General features: G+C 41.5%; 17 protein-coding genes. 8 read left to right on the top strand and 9 right to left on the bottom strand.

Annotation, left to right across the window (positions count from 1 at the left end; genetic code table 11):
- Positions 1-14: 14 nt before the first annotated feature.
- From SMUL_RS14110 to SMUL_RS14080, 7 genes are read left to right on the top strand one after another with little or no spacing between them, the layout of a single operon-like run.
- Positions 15-848: an SEL1-like repeat protein gene (locus SMUL_RS14110; RefSeq protein ID WP_025345903.1), complete on the top strand. Its 834-nt coding sequence runs from the start codon at positions 15-17 to the stop codon at positions 846-848.
- 21 nt (positions 849-869) lie between these two features.
- On the top strand, positions 870-1,736 hold the full coding sequence (locus tag SMUL_RS14105; RefSeq protein ID WP_223809721.1) for a nitrous oxide reductase accessory protein NosL: 867 nt from the start codon (positions 870-872) through the stop codon (positions 1,734-1,736).
- Positions 1,733-1,921, top strand: coding sequence for a hypothetical protein (locus SMUL_RS14100; protein WP_025345901.1), 189 nt, complete (start codon positions 1,733-1,735; stop codon positions 1,919-1,921). The genes SMUL_RS14105 and SMUL_RS14100 overlap by 4 nt, the downstream gene beginning before the upstream one ends.
- The gene (locus SMUL_RS14095) at positions 1,911-3,023 is read left to right on the top strand and encodes an ABC transporter permease (protein ID WP_025345900.1); all 1,113 of its coding nucleotides are present in this window, start codon (positions 1,911-1,913) and stop codon (positions 3,021-3,023) included. Before SMUL_RS14100 ends, SMUL_RS14095 begins: the two co-directional genes overlap by 11 nt.
- Positions 3,020-3,697 (top strand): ABC transporter ATP-binding protein, encoded by a 678-nt coding sequence (locus SMUL_RS14090; protein WP_025345899.1) that lies wholly within the window; start codon positions 3,020-3,022, stop codon positions 3,695-3,697. Before SMUL_RS14095 ends, SMUL_RS14090 begins: the two co-directional genes overlap by 4 nt.
- A complete protein-coding gene (locus tag SMUL_RS14085; protein ID WP_025345898.1) occupies positions 3,694-4,647 on the top strand; it encodes a hypothetical protein in 954 nt (317 codons plus the stop codon). The genes SMUL_RS14090 and SMUL_RS14085 overlap by 4 nt, the downstream gene beginning before the upstream one ends.
- On the top strand, positions 4,644-5,153 hold the full coding sequence (locus SMUL_RS14080) for a hypothetical protein (protein WP_025345897.1): 510 nt from the start codon (positions 4,644-4,646) through the stop codon (positions 5,151-5,153). Before SMUL_RS14085 ends, SMUL_RS14080 begins: the two co-directional genes overlap by 4 nt.
- Positions 5,154-5,162: 9 nt before the next feature.
- On the opposite strand, the gene SMUL_RS14075 is transcribed toward SMUL_RS14080, so the two are convergent.
- The 7 genes from SMUL_RS14075 to SMUL_RS17530 all read right to left on the bottom strand — a co-directional run bounded on the left by SMUL_RS14075 (position 5,163) and on the right by SMUL_RS17530 (position 14,949).
- Positions 5,163-6,632 carry a potassium/proton antiporter gene (locus tag SMUL_RS14075; RefSeq protein ID WP_038534062.1) on the bottom strand — a complete coding sequence of 490 codons (1,470 nt, stop codon included), beginning with the start codon at positions 6,630-6,632 and terminating at the stop codon, positions 5,163-5,165.
- Positions 6,633-6,644: 12 nt separating this feature from the next.
- On the bottom strand, positions 6,645-7,481 hold the full coding sequence (locus SMUL_RS14070; RefSeq protein WP_025345895.1) for a universal stress protein: 837 nt from the start codon (positions 7,479-7,481) through the stop codon (positions 6,645-6,647).
- Between the two features lie 136 nt (positions 7,482-7,617).
- Entirely contained in the window at positions 7,618-10,452 is a 2,835-nt protein-coding gene (locus SMUL_RS14065) for a type I restriction endonuclease subunit R (protein ID WP_223809720.1), read from the bottom strand.
- 48 nt (positions 10,453-10,500) lie between these two features.
- Complete coding sequence (gene rhuM, locus SMUL_RS14060) at positions 10,501-11,433, bottom strand: RhuM family protein (protein WP_025345893.1); 933 nt, start codon at positions 11,431-11,433, stop codon at positions 10,501-10,503.
- Between the two features lie 9 nt (positions 11,434-11,442).
- Positions 11,443-12,522, bottom strand: a complete 1,080-nt coding sequence (locus tag SMUL_RS14055) for a Fic family protein (RefSeq protein ID WP_025345892.1) — start codon at positions 12,520-12,522, stop codon at positions 11,443-11,445.
- Positions 12,523-12,662: 140 nt separating this feature from the next.
- Positions 12,663-14,516, bottom strand: coding sequence for a putative bifunctional diguanylate cyclase/phosphodiesterase (locus SMUL_RS14050; RefSeq protein WP_223809719.1), 1,854 nt, complete (start codon positions 14,514-14,516; stop codon positions 12,663-12,665).
- Entirely contained in the window at positions 14,494-14,949 is a 456-nt protein-coding gene (locus SMUL_RS17530; RefSeq protein ID WP_223809718.1) for a hypothetical protein, read from the bottom strand. The genes SMUL_RS14050 and SMUL_RS17530 overlap by 23 nt, the downstream gene beginning before the upstream one ends.
- A gap of 401 nt (positions 14,950-15,350) precedes the next feature.
- Between SMUL_RS17530 and SMUL_RS14045 the strand changes: the two genes are divergently transcribed.
- Entirely contained in the window at positions 15,351-15,971 is a 621-nt protein-coding gene (locus SMUL_RS14045; RefSeq protein WP_025345891.1) for a lytic transglycosylase domain-containing protein, read from the top strand.
- On the opposite strand, the gene SMUL_RS14040 is transcribed toward SMUL_RS14045, so the two are convergent.
- On the bottom strand, positions 15,966-16,613 hold the full coding sequence (locus SMUL_RS14040) for a response regulator transcription factor (RefSeq protein WP_025345890.1): 648 nt from the start codon (positions 16,611-16,613) through the stop codon (positions 15,966-15,968). The genes SMUL_RS14045 and SMUL_RS14040 overlap by 6 nt on opposite strands.
- Positions 16,610-18,460, bottom strand: a complete 1,851-nt coding sequence (locus SMUL_RS14035; RefSeq protein ID WP_025345889.1) for a sensor histidine kinase — start codon at positions 18,458-18,460, stop codon at positions 16,610-16,612. Before SMUL_RS14035 ends, SMUL_RS14040 begins: the two co-directional genes overlap by 4 nt.
- Positions 18,461-18,506 lie beyond the last annotated feature (46 nt).

The following is an 18,506-nucleotide window of genomic DNA, read 5'->3' as shown; positions in this document are numbered from 1 at the left end:
AAAAAGGAAAAACAATGAAAAAAGAACTTCTCATTTTAATAGCCTGCGCCGTCATGGCACACGCTGGTTTTATCAAAGAGGGCATGGACGCCAAAGAGAGTGGCGATCATCAAAAACTCGTTGAGATTTATGACAAAGCGTGCAATGAAGGCAAAGCTTCTGGGTGTTATAACTTGGGTGTTTTATATTCAGAAGGCACGGGTAATGTTGCCAAAGATACTGCAAAAGCGATTCAGCTCTATGAAAAAGCGTGTTCTGCTGACTTTGCGTCCGCATGCTATAACTTGGGCGTTGCGTATGCAGGTGGACTGAGTGTCAAACAAGATTTTGCCAAAGCGAAAGAGTTTTACGAAAAATCCTGTGCACAGGATGAAGGGTGTACCAACTTGGGGCTTTTGTATGCGAATGGCGCAGGCGTAAGTCAAGACTATGCCAAAGCGGCAGAGTTTTACAAAAAAGCGTGCAAAAATGAGGACTTAATGGGCTGTAACAACTTAGGGTTTCTTCTAGCACAGGGACGTGGCGTGCCACAAGACTATAAAAAAGCGAGTGAATACTACCAAAAAGCCTGCGATGGCGATCTTGCCATTGGATGCGACAATCTAGGGCTGTTGTACGCTGTGGGTAAAGGGGTTGCGCAGGATTATAAAAAATCCAGCCAATTTTACGACAAAGCGTGCAAAAGTGGCTTTGAGAAGAGCTGCAACAACCTTGGCATTTTATACGCAGAAGGCAAAGGTGTTGGTGCCGACAATGCCAAAGCCAAAGAGCTTTTCAAAAGCAGTTGTGACAAAGGGCTCAAAGAGGGCTGTGAGAACGTCACGCTTTTAGAGACAATTACCAAATAATGGTTTACATGTAAAGGAGAAATGATGGTTTTACGGGCGGTTTTAATTCTATTTATTTTGCTCAATTCTGCGTATGCACAGATGTTCCAAAGCGTTCCAGAAGGCAATGCTACACTGATACAATCTGGCAAAGAGAAGTACGCATGTCCCAACTGTGGAATGCACTTAGTCAAGTTTTACAAAACGAGTCATACGCACGAGAACCATCAGTATTGCTCCATTCACTGCCTCTACGAATCAACACAGGGCGTGATTCCACAGGATGCCAAAGTGGTGGACACGATCACGCTAGAGCTCATTGATGTGAAAAAAGCCTATTATGTTGTGGGAAGTAAAGTGCGAGGAACGATGACACGCACGAGCAGTTACGCGTTTGGCAATGAAAAAGATGCGCTTCTTTTTGTCTCGGACAACGGTGGTAAAATCATGAATTTTGAAGCGGCGTTTGCCGTAGCGGCGGAAGATTTTCCTAACGAGTTTGGGAAAAAAGCCACAGCTCCAACCGTAGCGTCTGTTACAAAAATAGAGGTTCCCAAAGATGCAAAATGCCCCATCTGTGGCATGTTTGTCGCCAAATACCCGCAATGGGTCGCGCTGTACGATGGAGAGAAAAAATTTTATTTTGATGGCGTCAAAGATATGATGAAATACGCGTATGCCAGAAAATTAAGCAGCGATAAATTTTATGTCAGTGATTATTACAAGCTCTCAAAACTCGAAGCTACCAAAGCATTTTATGTCATTGGCTCGAATGTTTATGGACCGATGGGCAGTGAACTCATTCCATTTGCAACGCAAGAAGAGGCAGAAACATTTTCCCGCGATCATAACGGTCAAAAAGTGATCGCTTTTGATGAAATCACCGAAGCGTTGGTCAAAAGTCTATGAAATTCCTAGCCATGCTCGCCGCCTCTTTTTCGATACTTTATCTGGTATTGGTGGTGCATGCGTTTAGTTTTCCTACTCAAAAAAAAGCCGAAGAGCTCACCGCACTCTCGTTACATGTAAAAGATGCTAAGCCGTCATTGAGCTTCCCAACACACGAATACAAAAGGTTTGTGTATGTTCCGTAAAAACTTTGTCGAGTATGCGATTTTACTGCTTTTTAAAGATCGAAATGACCATCTTTTTAGCTTTTTGATCTTCTCGTTTATCGTCTTTATCTTAAGTTCGGTGCTTTTTATCTCGGACTCGTTGCAGTACGATTTGATCCAAAGCATCAACGCTCAGCCTTCCATTGTCGTCGAAAACACAAGGGCAGGGCGAGCGTATCAGATGCACGAAGGGCATGTGTATGACGCTTCTCAAATTACAGGCGTGAGCAGTGTCGAAGGCGTGGTCGATGGCTATCACTACTTTGCGCAAAAGCGTCTGTGGTTTCACATCATCGGTGATGCTAGCTTGGCAAAAGATGAGATGGTGATAGGTCAGGGTGTGCAAAAAGCGATGGCGGAATTGTACTACGAAGATGAGTTTCACTTCCTCACCGAAGAGCGCCTCATTAAAGTCAAAATCAACAAAATCGCCCCCAAAGGAACGAACATCCTCTCCAACGATGCGATCTTTCTCAACCCCAACACGGCGCGCGCAGTGCTGGGCATGGAGATGGATGAGTACTCAAAGCTCTATGTGAGCGTTCCCAACCCCAATGAAGTGGGCAATGTTGCGCTTAAAATTGTCGAGATTTACCCCAGTGCCAAAGCGACCACGCAAGAAGATGCCATGAGCGCGGTGCGTCATGTGTACTACTACAAAGGGGGCATTTTTATGATTTTGTACGTGATTGCGTTGGTTTCGTTTTTCATTCTGCTTAAAAACCAGATTAGCTTGGTGTATGGCGAAAAGAAAAAAGAGATCGCAATTTTACGAAGCCTTGGCTTTTGCATCAAAGACATCATCGCGCTTAAATTCATTCAAAACACCGTTGTTTCTGTGAGTGCGTACCTTTTGGGTGTAGCGTTGGCTTACCTTTATGTGTTTGTCTTTAATGCGCCCTACCTTCGCAACATTTTTTTAGGCAATGAGCTTGAAAATAGCATCTCCCTCACGCCTGTGGTGGATATCAATCTGCTCTTTTTGATCTTCCTCTTTGGCGTCATTCCGTTCTTGGCGTTTGTCATCTTGCCTGCGTGGAAAATCGCGATCAGCGACATGAGCGAGGCGGTGAAATCATGAGTCAAATCGTCATTCAAAACCTCAATAAGCTTTACAACCCCAATAAACCCAACGCTTTTTATGCGCTTAAAAATATCAATCTCAGCATCGAAGATGGGCAAATCGTGATCTTAAAAGGGGTGAGTGGCAGTGGCAAAAGTACACTGCTTTCGCTTCTCGGAGGACTCAGTAAACCCAGTTCGGGCGAGATTTTGGTGAATGCGCAAAACATCGCCAAATTGCCCGACATCATGAGTTCCGCCTTTCGTCACCAAAAGATAGGCTTCATCTTTCAGTCGTTCAACCTTTTAGAGGGTTTGAGTGTTTATCAGAACATTTTAGCGCCCTTGGCTTTGACATCCTTTAGCAAAGAGGCGATCCACGAAAAAGTAAGTCTGGCGATGGAACTTGCCAACATCGAGCATAAGAAAGATCAAAAGGTGGGCAGTTTAAGCGGTGGCGAGAGACAACGTTGCGCGATCGCACGAGCCGTGGTAATGGAGCCTGAGATCATCTTAGCCGATGAGCCAACCGCCAATTTGGACAAAGAGAATTCGTTAATCTTCATTGAAATTTTGAAAAAATTCAAGCTACTTCATAAAACAGTCGTCATTGCCACGCACGATACGCTGTTTGATGATCTTTCGTGCATCGATCGATGCGTACATATGCGCGATGGTGAGCTTTTGCAATGAGTATCTTTCTCTCCAATGAGATCATCGTTTTTTTACTCATTGAGCTGATCCTCATTGTTTTGATGGCGATTTCACAGGTGAACATCGTAAGCATTGTGCGCCATTGGGATTTTGACGCGACGACACCGTTGCAATATGCGCTGGAGAAAAAGAACTATCTGGTCAATACGATTCTCTATTTTACGCTTACATGTAAAGTGATTTTGTTCCTCTTTTTTATCCAATCGCTCAATTCCTTAGCGGGCATCGTCCCAGGCGCCATGTGCTCCGCAGGCGTTGTGGGCGCGAATCATTATGGCAACGCGCTTCTTCTTTTAAAATTACTGCTGATTTTTGGATTTGGACTCTGGCTGATTGTCAATAAACTCGATCTTGCTTCCATCATCTTCCCCTATTTGAAACGCAAATACCTTCTTTTTACCTTGCTCTTTGTCGGTGTTTTAGGTGAATTTGTACTGGAAATTCTCTACTTTTCCAACATTCCGCTCACCGTTCCCGTCTTTTGTTGCAGCGTTGTTTTTCAAGCGCCCAAGCTTCCTTTTGGCTACACCCAAACACTTTTGGTGCTCTTTTTTTACACGCTCTTTGGTGTCATTGTACTTTTCAACACGCTCAAACAGACGATGGCAAGCTTTACATGTAATCTGCTTTTCTTGTTCATTGCCTACTACGCGATCACCTATTTTTTCGGGCTTTACGTCTATGAAATGCCCAACCACAAGTGCCCGTACTGCATGCTTCAAAAGGAGTATTATTACATCGGTTACTTCATTTGGGGATCGCTCTTCTTGGGAATATTTTTTGGCATCATGCCTTTTTTGATCGAGAGAATCACCCAAAAATCGTACGTTTATCTGCTTAAATACTCTTCCATCTGCCTCACCATCACCGCACTCATCTGTAGTTTTTACGTGGTGCGCTACTACCTCATGACAGGGGTTTTTCTATGATGAAATCCTCCTTTGCCACGGTGCTTCTTTTAGGCGTTTTAGCCCTGCTTATTGTCACCATGGACATCAGCGAAAGCCGTGTGTTGGTACGCCATGGCAATACGCAAAAAGAGCCTTTGGATATCGTTTTAGAGCAGTACATCTGCATCGAAAGTCGCGTGCCCATCGTCGATCTGTTCAACTCCGCCCAAGCCGTTTTACCCAATGGCGACACCTACTTTTTCAATGATGTTGGCAATGTCCTTTTATGGCTAGAGCGTCAAAAAAACAAAAAAGAGATCGTCGTGTGGGTCTACGCCCAAGATACCGAGCGCTACGTCTTAGCCAAAGACGCATGGTACTCACGCGTCGAAATCACCCCGATGGGCTACGGCTTTGGCGCCTACGAATACCGCCTTTACGGCAAATCTGACTACTACTTCAACGAAGTACAGCTCTTTGCACTGCGTGGCGAAACCTTGTTGCATCCGATGGTCAATGCGCTTTTAATGAGCAATAAGCTCTAAGCAAGCGTTTTACATGTAAAAAGATTTAAAGCGTTTTGAAACCGCGTCAAAGTGCTCTTTACTATCACAGTAGATGAGCAAAAGATCGTTTTCTTGAAACAAGGTGGAACCTGTGGGTTTCAAGCTTTTTCCCTGTCTGTCGATCAAGACGATTAAAAACTCTGAAGGCAGTTCCAGTTCTGCTAACGATTTTCCGATGACTTCTGCACCTTTTTGCACATAGAGCTGTTTGAGTGCAGCATAAAAAAGTGGCGAAGAAGGTACCTCCGCGGTGTATGGTGCAGGAACACTCTCTTCCACACCCAAAAATCGCGCTACCCAAGGAAGTGACATACCTTGCATCAAAAGTGAAATAAGCACGACTAAAAAGACGGTGTTAAAAATCATTGAGGAGTGTTCTAACCCTTTTAAAAATGGATAGGTCGCCAAGACGATGGGAACCGCACCTCTGAGTCCAACCCACGCGATAAACAGTTTTTCATTGAGATTTAAATGGGTACGTACCAATGTTAGAAAAACGCTTATCGGTCGTGCGATAAAGGTTAACCACAAAGCGATAGTAACGCTCTGCCACGCAATCGTGGGAAGTTCTGATGGGAAAACGAGTAAGCCAAGGGTGAGAAAAACCCAAATCTGCATGATCCATGCTAAACCATCGTGAAAGCCCACAAGATTTTTTTTATGGGTAAACTCACGTGCATTCGCAGCAATTCCTGCGATATAGACAGCTAAAAAGCCATTGCCACCTAAGAGTGCGGTTGCCCCAAAAAGAAGAAGAATCCATGCGATGCTAAAGACGGGGTAGAGTCCGTAGTAGCTTAAATGAAGCCGATTTAAAATCGCAGGCAGTAAAATACCAAAAAGATAGCCCATCAGGCCGCCGATTAGAAATTGGAGCACAAAACTGCTGATGAGTTCAAAAAAAGAGGTGCCCTCTGGCATGAAAATGAGCTGAAGAATGGTGAGTGTTAAAAAGATAGCCATAGGGTCATTACTTCCCGATTCGAGCTCTAAAAGAGGCGCTAACGGGCGTTTGAGAGAGATTCCTTTAGCACGTAAAATAGCAAAAACAGCCGCCGCATCGGTTGAAGAGATAATCGCTCCCATCAATAACGCTTCAAGCATACTCACATCAAAGAGATAATAAGCGCAAACAGCGGTTAGGAGTGCGGTTAACAGTACACCGATGGTTGAGAGCAGCAACCCCTCTTTGAGGACGGGTTTAATGGCCTTCCATGAGGTGTCGATTCCTCCGCCAAAAAGAATAAAAATCAATGCAAGGGTGCCGATACTTTGCGCTAAATTAGGATTGTCAAAATGAATGCCAAGAATGCCATCGGAGCCTGCAAGCATTCCAAGCCCCAAAAAAATGAAGAGCGTAGGAATGCCAAATTTATCTGAAATTTTACTCGAAAAAACACTCAGAAGCATCAAGGATGCTGCAAGAACAATGTAAAATTCTAAATTTTCAATAATCATCATGGCGCGTACCTAGTCATGATTGACTTTGTAAATGAGAACGTCACTTTGCGATTTTTCCAAAAGATCAAAGGCAAAAAAGCTAATGTTTCCAGTAGTATGAATGGCGACAAGGTCAGCTCTTAAATCTTTATGGTTCGCTTCAAATCGCTCTGAATTTAAAAGGTCTTTGCGTACAATGGGAATGATATTTTTCGCAGGAACATCCAGTGCTTGGATAAATGTGTTCAGTTCCGTCTCCGCAGCTTTTCGGCTCTCTTCATGAAAACTGATGATTTCACTTTCATTAAAGCCATACATTCCTAACCTAAACTCAAACGGCACACTGTAAAGATGCAGTAGGATCAATAAAGATTCAGGGAAAAGATATGTCATATGCTGAATCATTGCCCAAGAGTCTTTGGACAGATCGGTTGGAATAAGAATTGTGTTATACACGCGATTTTCATGGTTTTTAGCCACCAAAACAGGCGTATGTGATTCGCGAATAATCGCTTTGGTGTCAGAGCTAATAAAAATAGCTTCAAGCGGATGTTTATCTCTGTTGTCGCCAATAAGGACGATCTTAGCACCAATGGTTTGTGCCACAATGGCAACCACTGTTTCAACATTGCCCTCAAAGCAGTAAAAATGTTCTTTATGTAACGAGGGATAGTGCGAAAGCATGCTATCCCAACAATGCTCTTTAATAAAATCGATATTTTGGTTTTTCTGAAAAAAAGTGTTCTCAACCACATGCACAACATGGAGTGTTGCTTGCGTTTTCTGTGCAAAATCAATTGCTTTTTTTAATACTGCCGCACTACTTTCTGCAAAATCCGTAGCGACTAACATAGTCAATTTTTCCATGGTGTTTTCTCCTTTTTAGAAATGATTGAATTCCTTTAATAGACTTTTTTAGGGTATAACTTATTATAACTTCTTTTGATAAATGTGTCAATTTAAGAAAATAGTATACGCAGGTGAATCAGATAAGGAGTATTATTTAAAATGTATAAAACTTCTCAACAAATGCAACGATTTTATCCAAAACTCTCGGTAAAATCACTTTTCGCTCTAAGAGTTTTGGTTTGACGTTGAGCGTTTTTGCCACATCGTCTTTTAGGGGGATTCGCTCATCGTAGATGTACGTTTCCATGACTTTTTTAAGCTCATCGCTGACAAGATTTTCATCCTTACACAACGCATCAAAGGCTTTAAGCTTCTCTTCATCCCAAAAGATTTCAAACGCATTTTCGATTTCGTCATTATCGTCTATGTGCATCAAATGGTCGTTGATAAATTTTTCGATGAGTTCTCGTTTGCTTCTGAGTTGAACCGTGCCACTGATGGTCTTGATAAGGGCTTCTTTTTGTTTTTGTTGCTCTTCCGTGGTCGCATTTTTGTATTTGCCCAGTAACTTCAAAATATAAGCGACGTTGATCTCATCGGTAACAATAAGCTCTAATTCAAAATCCACATCTTCAAGGATGGAGACTTTCTCTTTTTTCGCGCGCGTCGCATCGTACATATCGAGGTATTTGGACTTATAGTCCTCAAACGCTTGTGCGCGCATTGATACATCCGACCATTTAAAATCACTAAATCCAACCAGTATATTTTTGAGGCGCATCAACGCTCGAAACGCTTTGACAAATGCCAATTTTTCTTCTTCATCCACAAGTGCATCGACACTGGCAACACTTGGGGCGATTTTTAAAAGCTCTGCAAATGCCTCGTTAAACTTCGCCACATACTCCTCATATGGCTTCATCAAGATAATCTCTTTAGCATCGATGTTGGAAAAAAGCGCGATGGCTTCGTCGGTATTTTTTTTGAGGTTTCTAAAACAGACGATATTTCCTTGCGATTTTTCTTCACTGAGTGTTCTGTTTGTGCGTGAAAAGGCTTGAATGAGCCCGTGGTATCGTAGGTTTTTATCGACATACATCGTATTGAGGCTTGGGCTATCGAAGCCTGTTAAAAACATATTGACCACGAGTAAGATGTCTATATCTCTGTTTTTCACTTTTTTTGAAATGTCGTTGTAGTAGTTGTAAAAATTTTGGCTATCTTTGGTGCTGTATTTGGTGCCAAACATCGCATTATAATCTTTGATGAATTCATCCAGTTTTTCACGACTGTGTTTGTTGATGTGCGCTTCATCTACATACGCACCATCGCTTTCATCAATCTCATAAATGCCATTGGCATCTTTGTCTTCTTCGTTGGCACTGTAAGAGAAAATCGTGGCGATTTTGAGGTTGTGTTTTTTGGCTTTAAAGGTTTCGTAGTATTTGATGAGCATATCCACACTGCTCACACACATCATCGCAGTAAATTCTTTTGCGTGAGTTTTTCGGTCATGGTGCGCGATGATATAATCAGTTATTTTCCCAATGCGCTCATCGCTTTCAAGCAACTCTTTGGTGTCAATGCTCTCAACTTCAATGTCGATGTTGGTTGCACTGTTGTGCTTTTCGCTGTACCTTCCAATATACTCTATGGAAAACTTCAAAACATTCTCATCGGTGATGACATATTTGTGCAGTCGTTCATCAAAAAGCTCTTTGGTCGTTCGTTTACCAAGTTCATTACTCACCGCATTTTCAGCAAAAATGGGCGTACCCGTAAAGCCTATCATTTGATTACATGTAAAGAATTTGTTGATGCTTTTGTGCGTTTGCCCAAACTGAGAACGGTGGCATTCATCGAAGATAAAAACGATGCGTTTGTCTTTGAGATTTTCCATCTTTTCAAGGTGGTTTTTCTTGCTGATGGCGCTATTAAGCTTTTGGATGGTTGTGACGATGAGTTTTGTCTCATCGCAAAATTGCGTGACCAATTTCCCCGTATTGTCTGTGCCATCAACCGAGCCATTGGAAAACGAGTTAAACTTTTTAGTGGTTTGAATGTCAAGGTCTTTTCTATCGACTACAAAAACGACTTTATGCACTTCTGGCATTTGCGTTAAAATTTGGGCTGTTTTAAACGAAGTGAGTGTTTTTCCACTGCCTGTCGTGTGCCAGATGTAGCCGTTTTTGTCGGTCTCTTTCACACGGCTGATGATGGCTTCAACAGCGTAAAACTGGTAAGGTCGTAGCACCATGAGTATCTTTTTCGCTTCGGCTAAAACGATGTACTTGCAGATCATCTTGGAGATGTGGCATCGTTCTAAAAAGCTTTGGGTAAACTCTTCTAAGTTGGTGATATTTTTATTGTCCACATCCGCCCAAAAGAAGGTCTGTTTGAAGGTCTGCTTTTTGTTGTTGGAGTAGTATTTGGTATTGACCCCATTGCTGATAACAAAAATCTGAATGTACTGAAACAGAGCACTGTTAAAACCATACGAGTGTCGTTGGTAACGGTTGGTTTGGTTAAACGCCTCTTTAAGCTTAAGCTCCAAGCCTCTTCGTTTGAGTTCGATTTGCACCAACGGAAAGCCGTTGATGAGTAAAGTGACATCGTACCGTGTCTTATACATACCCTCAACACTGACTTGGTTCGTGACTTGAAACAGGTTTTGACACCAGCGCTCCGAGTCTAAAAACTCCACATATTTGATCGTGCCATCATCTCTTTCTAAGTTAAATTTATCGCGTAGTGTTTTGGCTTTATCGAAGATAGAGTTTTTGGAAAGATGGTTGAGAATGCGTTTGAACTCCATTTCGCTAAAAGTCGTTTGGTTGCGTTTTTCCAGTTGGCTTTTAAGATTGGCTTCGAGTGCTTTGTCATCGTTTATGGTGACTTTTTCATAGCCTAGTCCCACCAGTTGCGTAATGAGATTTTCTTCTAAGATGGCTTCACTCTGGGTTTGATTCATCGGCTCTTCTTTTTTCAAGATTTTACCCCTATCTTCAAAATAGGGGTAATTTTTCGAGTTTTTTACCTATATTCGTTTCTTAACTTTTGCTTCTATCTGCTTAAGCTCTTCCATATCATCCACATCTGCTTGTTTTGCTTCGATGACTTTACGATTGGCATCAAATGTTTCATAAACCGCATCAGCAACTTTTACCATTTTGGGATGGCTCACACTACCATGTCCTTGAAGCACTTTTTTATCATTAAACTCGATGATACGGTCAATGTTCTCTCTCCAAAAATCCATCGTAATCTCTTGGCGATTTTTTGCACGAAGTTCGGCAGTTTTTAAAAAGACCACAACAAAACGGTTGAGGCTATCAAGCTCATCGGCATTCAAATAATTTTTTGAGATATAAATGTCTTGTTTACGAACGATGGAGCCTTTAAAACGCGTTAGTGCCATATTGGGCTCTTGTGCATCGGCAAAGAAAAGCTGTGTCGCTTTATCGCTCTTGTCATAATCACTGCTCAGCATAAACAAATCGCGCACTTTTTGGTAAAACCGTTTCTCAGAAGCACGAATGTCACGAATGCGCTCTAAAAGTTCATCAAAATAATCAGGCTTGCCGTTTGGATTTTTCAACCGCTCATCATCCATCACAAAACCTTTGACCATATACTCAGCTAGGTTTTTGTTTGCCCATTGCCTAAATTGCGTTCCTCGCTTGCTCCGTACCCGAAACCCAATGGCTAAAATCATCTCAAGGGCATAAAAAGAGACACTGTAATTTTTACCATCAGAGGCAGTTGTTAAGTAATCCTTAACAACTGAATTTCGCTCAAGCTCACCCTCTTTAAATATGTTGGAGATGTGCATACTCATGTTGGGTACAGATGTCGCAAAAAGCTCCGCAAGTTGGTTTTGACTCATCCATGCGGTGCTCTCTTTAGCTAAGAGTGATACCGATGTTTTGCCATCGACGGTGTTGTAAATGATAAGATTGTTTTTTTCCATAGAGTTTCCTTAGATGCTACTATTTTTAAGTAGTTCAAACAAACGTTTATTAATAAAATAGACTTCCCTTCCTTTTTTTTCACTTGCCAATATGCCTATTTCTTCCAACGCTTTGAGGTAGTTTGTAGCAGTTTTGCGTGTGATGCCAAGCTCTTCGACTAAAAAGTTGATTTTGGTGTAGGGGTGTTTGAAAAGTAACTCCAACAACTCTTTAGAGTAGAGTTTTGGCAAGGCTTTTAAAATAATCTCTTTGCTCTCTTGCATCGTTGTATTGATAGCATTGATAAGCACGATGCTCTTTTGTGCTGTTTGCTCTACGCCCTCAAGCATATAAAGCACCCACTCTTGCCATGCGCCCTCGCTACTCACGGCTCTTAAAAGACGGTAATACTCCGACTTGTTTTTGATGATGTGAGAGCTAAGGTACAAAATGGGTATATCTAAAAGTCCACTGAGCATCAGGAAAAGGATGTTGACGATGCGCCCCGTTCGTCCGTTGCCATCGTAAAAAGGGTGAATCGCTTCAAACTGATAATGCACTATCGCCATTTTGATGAGCGCATCAAGGTCATCGAGCTTGGGCGTGTTGATGTACTGCTCCAAATTATCCATCAGCTCATGGATGGTTTGTGGATTTTGCGGTGGCATAAAAACGACTTCGCCGCTCTGTTCATTTTTAAGCACCGTTCCGCTTTGTGAGCGCATACCTGCATCATTGCCCTCTAACACTTTTTGAATCTCGATGATATGTTTTTTAAGCAATAAACGATGCTCCCCAATCAGTGAAAACCCAGTATAAAGTGCTTCGCGGTAGCGTTGCACCTCTTTGGCTTGCTGTGAAATAGCTACACTGCTCACACTCGCACGGTACAATTCATCGTGCGTGGTAATGATATTTTCAATCTCCGAAGAGTCTTTGGCTTCTTGCAACGAGAGGGCATTGATCAAGATGTGCTGATTGGGGATGGAGTTCGCCACACCTTTGAGTTCGGCTAAGGCACGGTTAGCGCTGATGACTTTTTTAAGAATTGCTTTTGTCTCTAGCTCTATGGTGAGCGGAAGCGGTGCGGGTATGTACTCATCAGCCATGAAACCCCTTTGATGTGCGTCATTTTTGTAGCAAATTACCCAAGTATTACAAACGTGGGTAATTTTTTTATTATTTTACCCAAGTATTTAGAAAATGGGTCATTTTTTCTAGTGTAGAGGTTTTTAGAAGCTAATAATTTTTATGTGGGTTTATTCTGATTCTTTTGAAAAAAAGCGATCAGGTCATCTTTGAGCAAGGGTTTTGAAAAGTAGTATCCTTGAAATCGATCACATCCAAAAGTGGTTAGCAAAGCTCTTTGCTCTTTGGTTTCAACCCCTTCAGCTAAAACGGTCATGTTGAGATTTTTCCCAATCGCTATAATATTTTGAACCATTTTTTGAGCGGTTTCATCTTCGACGATGGTGTCGATAAAACTTTTATCTATTTTTAACTCATCAATAGGCAATCGTCTCAACATATTTAACGACGAGTAGCCTGTTCCAAAGTCATCCATTGAAATTTGAATGCCACATTTTTGTATCGCATGTAACAGAGGAACGATGTAGTCAATATCTTCGATAAAAAGATTTTCGGTAATTTCGATGGTGAGAGAAAGTTGATTCATTTCACTGTCACGAAGGGCGTTTAAGAGCTGTGCAAAAAATTCCGCTTCCATAAATTGACGTACAGAGATATTAATCGATGTTTGAAAGGTTGTTCCCAAAGCCCTCTGCACCTCTTTCATCTCTTTGAGGGTACGCGAAATAATAAAATACCCGATCTTTACCATTTGTCCAGACGCCTCTGCCACCGGTATAAACTGGTCGGGTGGAACTATGCCAAGTGTGCCACTTTTCCACCTTACTAACGCTTCGACGCCATGAATATAGCCAGCATTATCTATTTGAGGCTGATAGACCATAAAGAGCTCATTATGTGCTATAGCTTTTCTCAGTTCATGTTCAATTTTGACATGTTTTAGGTACTCTTCTTGCATGCTGCCTTGAAAAATTAGAGCATGGTTTTGAATTTTTTTAGATTCATACATGGCAATGTCCGCGGCACGTAAAAGAATGTCAAGAGACTCCCCATGCTCGGGGTATTTTGAGATACCTATACTGGCACCCACAATCAGCGTGAGTTGATTGAAGTAATACGGTTTGGAGATCGTATCGATCAGCATGTTTGCTAGCGCTAAAAGTGTTTCATCATTAGTGATGTCGGTAAAAATAACAAACTCATCACCACCGTGCCTGATAATGGTCGCGTTTTGGGGTGTTACGGTTTTGAGTCGTTTTGAAAGCTCCACTAAAAGATAATCCCCATAGTGATGTCCAAAATTGTCATTGATATTTTTAAAATGATCCAAATCGATATAAAGGATGCTAAAGGGAGGATGCCCTTTAGAGAGCCAATCGCTCATGTTTTTTTGAAGGTAACTTCGATTGAAAAGGCTTGTCAGTTGATCGTGGGTTGCTTGAAAAACAAGATCAGCATTGCGTTTTGCATCTGCTTTGGCAATGGTTCTAAAGAGCAAAAAGAAAATAGCACTGATAAAGACAAAAATCGCAAAATAGACACCAAATCTTTGTAAAAAATCTTGCTGAATAATGCTTAAAGGAATGCGTACACTGATCCAAAGTTTGTAGGTTTTGTCATATTTGAGTGAGGTAAGGTACTGCTTCCCGTTTAAATCAGCGTTGGTAAAAGAGACCAAATACTCATGCTCCCGAAACTCATCCATCGTAAAATGATGCGTCTGCATGATGGCTTCTTGAAGCGCTTCTTTCTCTTTCATTTGCATCGGGGCGGAGTAGGCTAATGTATTGTCTGTATCATCATCGGAGACATATTGAAAATAAAAATCTTCATCTCGAACAATAAAAATATTATGGTTATGGGATTGATCTTCGGTCTTAACACTTCCAAATGAATCTTTGATTCTAAGTGCTGCTGTTATAATCGTGACAATGTTGTCGTTCTTATCTCTAATCGCTTTTCGTATCGGTACGATCCATTGTTGGATAGGTTTAAAATAAATAAGTACGCCCAAATACCATCTTATGACTTTTAAGTGTTTCTAAAAAAGAGTCTCTGCTACTTTCTTGTTCTAAAAGATTGGGAAATGTTGTGACATCATAACCGCCACTCACAAACGTCATCGTGCCATTAGGCGTTACAAGCGCAATAGCGTCTATCGAAGGGTTGTCTATCAGCGTAGCATTCAGGGTCATCATGGCATGAGGATTGTTCTTATAGTTTTCATCTTCTAAAAAACGGTTTCCTACGATGTTAAGAACCGTTTCTTGCGTTTTAAATAAAGAGCGGGTAGAGTCAGCGATAAGCTTGACCATATTCTCTTGTGTGTTCAAATAGTCTTTGTAAATATTGGTCCAGCTTAAGTAAGATAACGTAGCAAAGAGGACAAGAAAAAAGAGTGCAAAGACATAAAAAATAAACCAAATATTTTTCTTTATAATTGCCATGGTCAATCCTTAATCATTCCCTAACGTTGAGATCAAGTTATCTGAAAAAATGAGAATTTGACAGATTTCTCAATCGAGTTTTTAACTATGAAAATGGTACCAAAGAATTGTTGTAAATGCGTTACAAATCAAGAAGGAGATTGTATTTTAGATAATAATGCCAAAAAAATCATTGGCATTATTATCTAAAATACGGCGAGAGGGTGTAGGAATCGAACCTACCAGCAGACGGTCAACCGCCCACCCAATCGGCTTTGAAGGCCGTGGTGCACACCAGAGTCACATACCCCCCGCAAGAGGAGGAATATTCTAACCAAGTCAAAGTAAAAAAGAGCTTTATAGAGAATAAAGTTTGCTTTATTTATAATGAAGTCAATTCAAGAAAAAGGGGGAAATTACAGATGTTTCGCATACTCATGCTCCTATTTTTCCCTCTTTTTATGTGGGCGGCGCAGGCAAATCAAGGTGAAAATATTTGGGTCAAAGTGGGGCAGATTTATGGCATTGAGCCGCGTCTTTTGTACTCTATCGCTAAAGTTGAGAGTGATCTTGACCGCTATGTGGTGGCGTTTAGTGCTAGTAAAATGACACCATCACAAGCGCAAAGGCTCAACACCTTTTTAAAGCAAAAAGGGATTGAGAGCAAGCAACACACGAAAGTGATTGCGATTAAGAGCAAAAACAAGTATGAAGCGAGTCACGTGGTGCATTTTCTCTATACCAATAACTACCCTCGCTTTGACATGGGCATCATGCAAATCAACTCGATTCATAAGCCACTTCTTGATAAAGCCAATATCTCGTTGTACGATCTTTTTGAGCCGAAGATCAACATTCAAGTCGGAGCCTACATCTTAGCGACCTGTTTTGCGAGACACAAAAACAATAAAGATGCCATTAACGCGTACAATGGCAAGATCAATGACAATCCGTACTCTGCGAAAGTCTTTAAAGAGTTTCAAAAACTTTACAGTTCGTATAAAAAAGATAAAACAAAGCTCTATTACCGCGATCCATCATAGCTCACCTAAGCGGTAGCCTACCTCTTTGATCATCTCTATGGCGCCTTCAGGGAGTTTTTTACGCAAACGCTTAATAAGTGCGCGCATATTTAAAACACTTGTCTCTTCGCCCTCCCAGACATACTCTTCGAGTTCACTAAAGGTGATCACGCGGTGGCGATCTTTGATAAAAAGGTCTAAAAACAATCCTTCTTTTTTGGCGAGTTTGATCTCTTCCATGTTCGGGTCAAACAAACGGTGATTGGCATAGTCATACGTGTAGCCGATCCACAAAGAAAGCGTAGAAGAAGGCTTGTGGCAGAGTTTTTTCACTTTTTGGACGAGTTCATAGATGAAAAAAGGCTTTTTGAGGTAGTCATCACAGCCGATTTCATAGGAGGCTTGGATCTTTTCCAACTCATGGTTGGAACTCATGATAATGGCAGGAATCTCTTTATGATAGATACGAATCGTCTCCAAGATGGAGAGTCCATCGATGGAAGGGACATTGATGTCTAAAATAAAGCAGTGATAACCTCGGTTGAGTGCATCGAGTGCTTGCTCACCGTCTATAAAAAGATCGACGTGATAGCCCTCTTTAACGAGGACACTTTTGATGACATTGGCTAAGCGTTCGTTGTCTTCTAAAACCAAAATTTTCATGATATATTTCCTAATGTAATTGAAAAGCAAGCGCCCTCAGCGGTGTTGCTTACGCGTATTTTTCCGCCCATTTTATCTTCGATGATGAGCTTTGACATGTAAAGACCGATCCCATGACCACTCTCTTTGGTGGTGTAGTACGCATCAAAAATATTGGGGAGTTTATCAATGGGGATGCCTCCGCCGTTATCTTTGATGTCGATAATGACTTTTTTGGAATGATTGTAAATTTGAATGAAGATGACCCCTCGCTTGATCTGTTTGGTCTCTCTTGCCTCTTTAATTTGATCTTTGGCGTTGTTGACGATGTTGAGCAGGGTTTGCATAAACTCATTTTTATAGCCGCTGACCATTAAATTTGTGGCATGGCTTACATCGATGCTGACGTCAATGTAGTTGTATTTGATGTTATGGCTGATGATTTTCATCATCGTCTCAATCGCCTCACTGACATCAAAAACCGTTCGTTGCGTGGACGGCATAATGAATTTTTGAAAGTCGTTAATCGTGTCAGTCATGTAACGCACTTGCACCATGATAGCGTTAACATACTCATTACTCTGCTCATCGCCTTGATCGTCAGAGCCATAAACATGCTCTTGCGCGATGGTCGCGATCTCAACCAGTGGGTTTTTCCACTGATGCGCAATGGAAGAGAAAATTTCGCCAATTTCGGCGAGTTTGGACTGTTGGATGATGAACTGCTGGTGTTTGTTCTTTTGCAGTTCAATCGCCTTAAGCTCTTTTTCGCTGCGAATGCGCATGTAGATGTTATGAATAAGCCCCAAAACCAAAAAGAGTAAAAAAGGAGAGATCAAAAAGACCGCATCGACGAATTTTCGGTGTTTATCAAAAAACGTTAGCGGCGCATTTACGAGCTCAAACGCTTTAACACTGGCGTTGGGATAGAGTCCAAACTGTTGGATTTTTTGCACATCAAATTGGTATTGGTACTCGATGAGTGTCTTTACATGTAAAGGTTCTAGCTTTTTATCGAGCACATCAATCACCATATCACCCGTGATCCGTCCCACACTTTTGACAGGAACCAGTTTCCCGCCAAACGCGCCTTTGCCGATGAAAAGTGTGTCAGTGATAAAAATGGGCAAAGCGCTTTTGTTGATCATGGAAGCGATTTGACTGTTTTTATACAGATTGCCGTATTTGTCGTTGTAAAAGCGGATGAAAAAGACCGCTTCTTCTTTGTTCGGTTTGGAAAAGCGCTCTTCAAGCTCTTCGAGTGTGGCGGAGCGGATATACTCGATCTCAAATTCACTGTTGTGCTCACTCATCGCTTGGCGAATGAAGGGTTCACTGTCATCGCCATTGGCACTCGCATCGTTGATGATGTAAAGTTTTTTAAGACCGGGCATCATTTTAGCAATCATCGGAATCGTCTCAGGAATAGCGCGTCTTTCTAAAATGCCATAAACTCGATCTTCCAGTCCCTCTTTTTGAATATCTTCGATCTCAAATTGCTCCAACCCTGTAAACAAAACAGGCTCCGTGGTAAAAAGTTCATGGTAGTATTTGACAATAAAATCATACGCGAATTTATCAACTGCAACGATAAGGTCATACTGATGATTTTTGAGTTGAAGTTTGTAGAGTTCACGCAGTTTTGCGTAGTACTCCTCAGAGCTAATGCGCTTAGAATCCATGTATAAAATGTTTGTGGTGATTTCAGGATGGTTGTAAAAAACCTCCTCCATTCCAACAAGAACGTCATCGCTCCATTGAAAGCCTCGGTGGTACGAGTTGATGATGAGGATTTTTTTGTCATGCGCAAAGAGAGAAGGTGCGTAAAAGAAGCTAAAAACCATTAAAAGTAGGGCAAATTTTCTCATTGAAATGGTCTCTTTTTTACATCTATTATAGCATACATGTAAAGGG

The organism is Sulfurospirillum multivorans DSM 12446 (assembly GCF_000568815.1).
Classification (GTDB): Bacteria; Campylobacterota; Campylobacteria; order Campylobacterales; family Sulfurospirillaceae; genus Sulfurospirillum; species Sulfurospirillum multivorans.
Note: the sequence above shows the minus strand (reverse complement) of the source record. Positions and strands in the feature narration are given on the sequence as shown.

What these genes read in the sequence shown, in the direction of transcription:
- SMUL_RS14055 (WP_025345892.1), bottom strand. Translation starts at nt 12,522, where the DNA reads ATGGCTGATGAGTACATACCCGCACCGCTTCCGCTCACCATAGAGCTA.
- SMUL_RS14110 (WP_025345903.1), top strand. Translation starts at nt 15, where the DNA reads ATGAAAAAAGAACTTCTCATTTTAATAGCCTGCGCCGTCATGGCACAC.
- rhuM (WP_025345893.1), bottom strand. Translation starts at nt 11,433, where the DNA reads ATGGAAAAAAACAATCTTATCATTTACAACACCGTCGATGGCAAAACA.
- SMUL_RS14095 (WP_025345900.1), top strand. Translation starts at nt 1,911, where the DNA reads ATGTTCCGTAAAAACTTTGTCGAGTATGCGATTTTACTGCTTTTTAAA.
- SMUL_RS14080 (WP_025345897.1), top strand. Translation starts at nt 4,644, where the DNA reads ATGATGAAATCCTCCTTTGCCACGGTGCTTCTTTTAGGCGTTTTAGCC.
- SMUL_RS14040 (WP_025345890.1), bottom strand. Translation starts at nt 16,613, where the DNA reads ATGAAAATTTTGGTTTTAGAAGACAACGAACGCTTAGCCAATGTCATC.
- SMUL_RS14090 (WP_025345899.1), top strand. Translation starts at nt 3,020, where the DNA reads ATGAGTCAAATCGTCATTCAAAACCTCAATAAGCTTTACAACCCCAAT.
- SMUL_RS14035 (WP_025345889.1), bottom strand. Translation starts at nt 18,460, where the DNA reads ATGAGAAAATTTGCCCTACTTTTAATGGTTTTTAGCTTCTTTTACGCA.
- SMUL_RS17530 (WP_223809718.1), bottom strand. Translation starts at nt 14,949, where the DNA reads ATGGCAATTATAAAGAAAAATATTTGGTTTATTTTTTATGTCTTTGCA.
- SMUL_RS14075 (WP_038534062.1), bottom strand. Translation starts at nt 6,632, where the DNA reads ATGATTATTGAAAATTTAGAATTTTACATTGTTCTTGCAGCATCCTTG.
- SMUL_RS14045 (WP_025345891.1), top strand. Translation starts at nt 15,351, where the DNA reads ATGTTTCGCATACTCATGCTCCTATTTTTCCCTCTTTTTATGTGGGCG.
- SMUL_RS14085 (WP_025345898.1), top strand. Translation starts at nt 3,694, where the DNA reads ATGAGTATCTTTCTCTCCAATGAGATCATCGTTTTTTTACTCATTGAG.
- SMUL_RS14100 (WP_025345901.1), top strand. Translation starts at nt 1,733, where the DNA reads ATGAAATTCCTAGCCATGCTCGCCGCCTCTTTTTCGATACTTTATCTG.
- SMUL_RS14070 (WP_025345895.1), bottom strand. Translation starts at nt 7,481, where the DNA reads ATGGAAAAATTGACTATGTTAGTCGCTACGGATTTTGCAGAAAGTAGT.
- SMUL_RS14105 (WP_223809721.1), top strand. Translation starts at nt 870, where the DNA reads ATGATGGTTTTACGGGCGGTTTTAATTCTATTTATTTTGCTCAATTCT.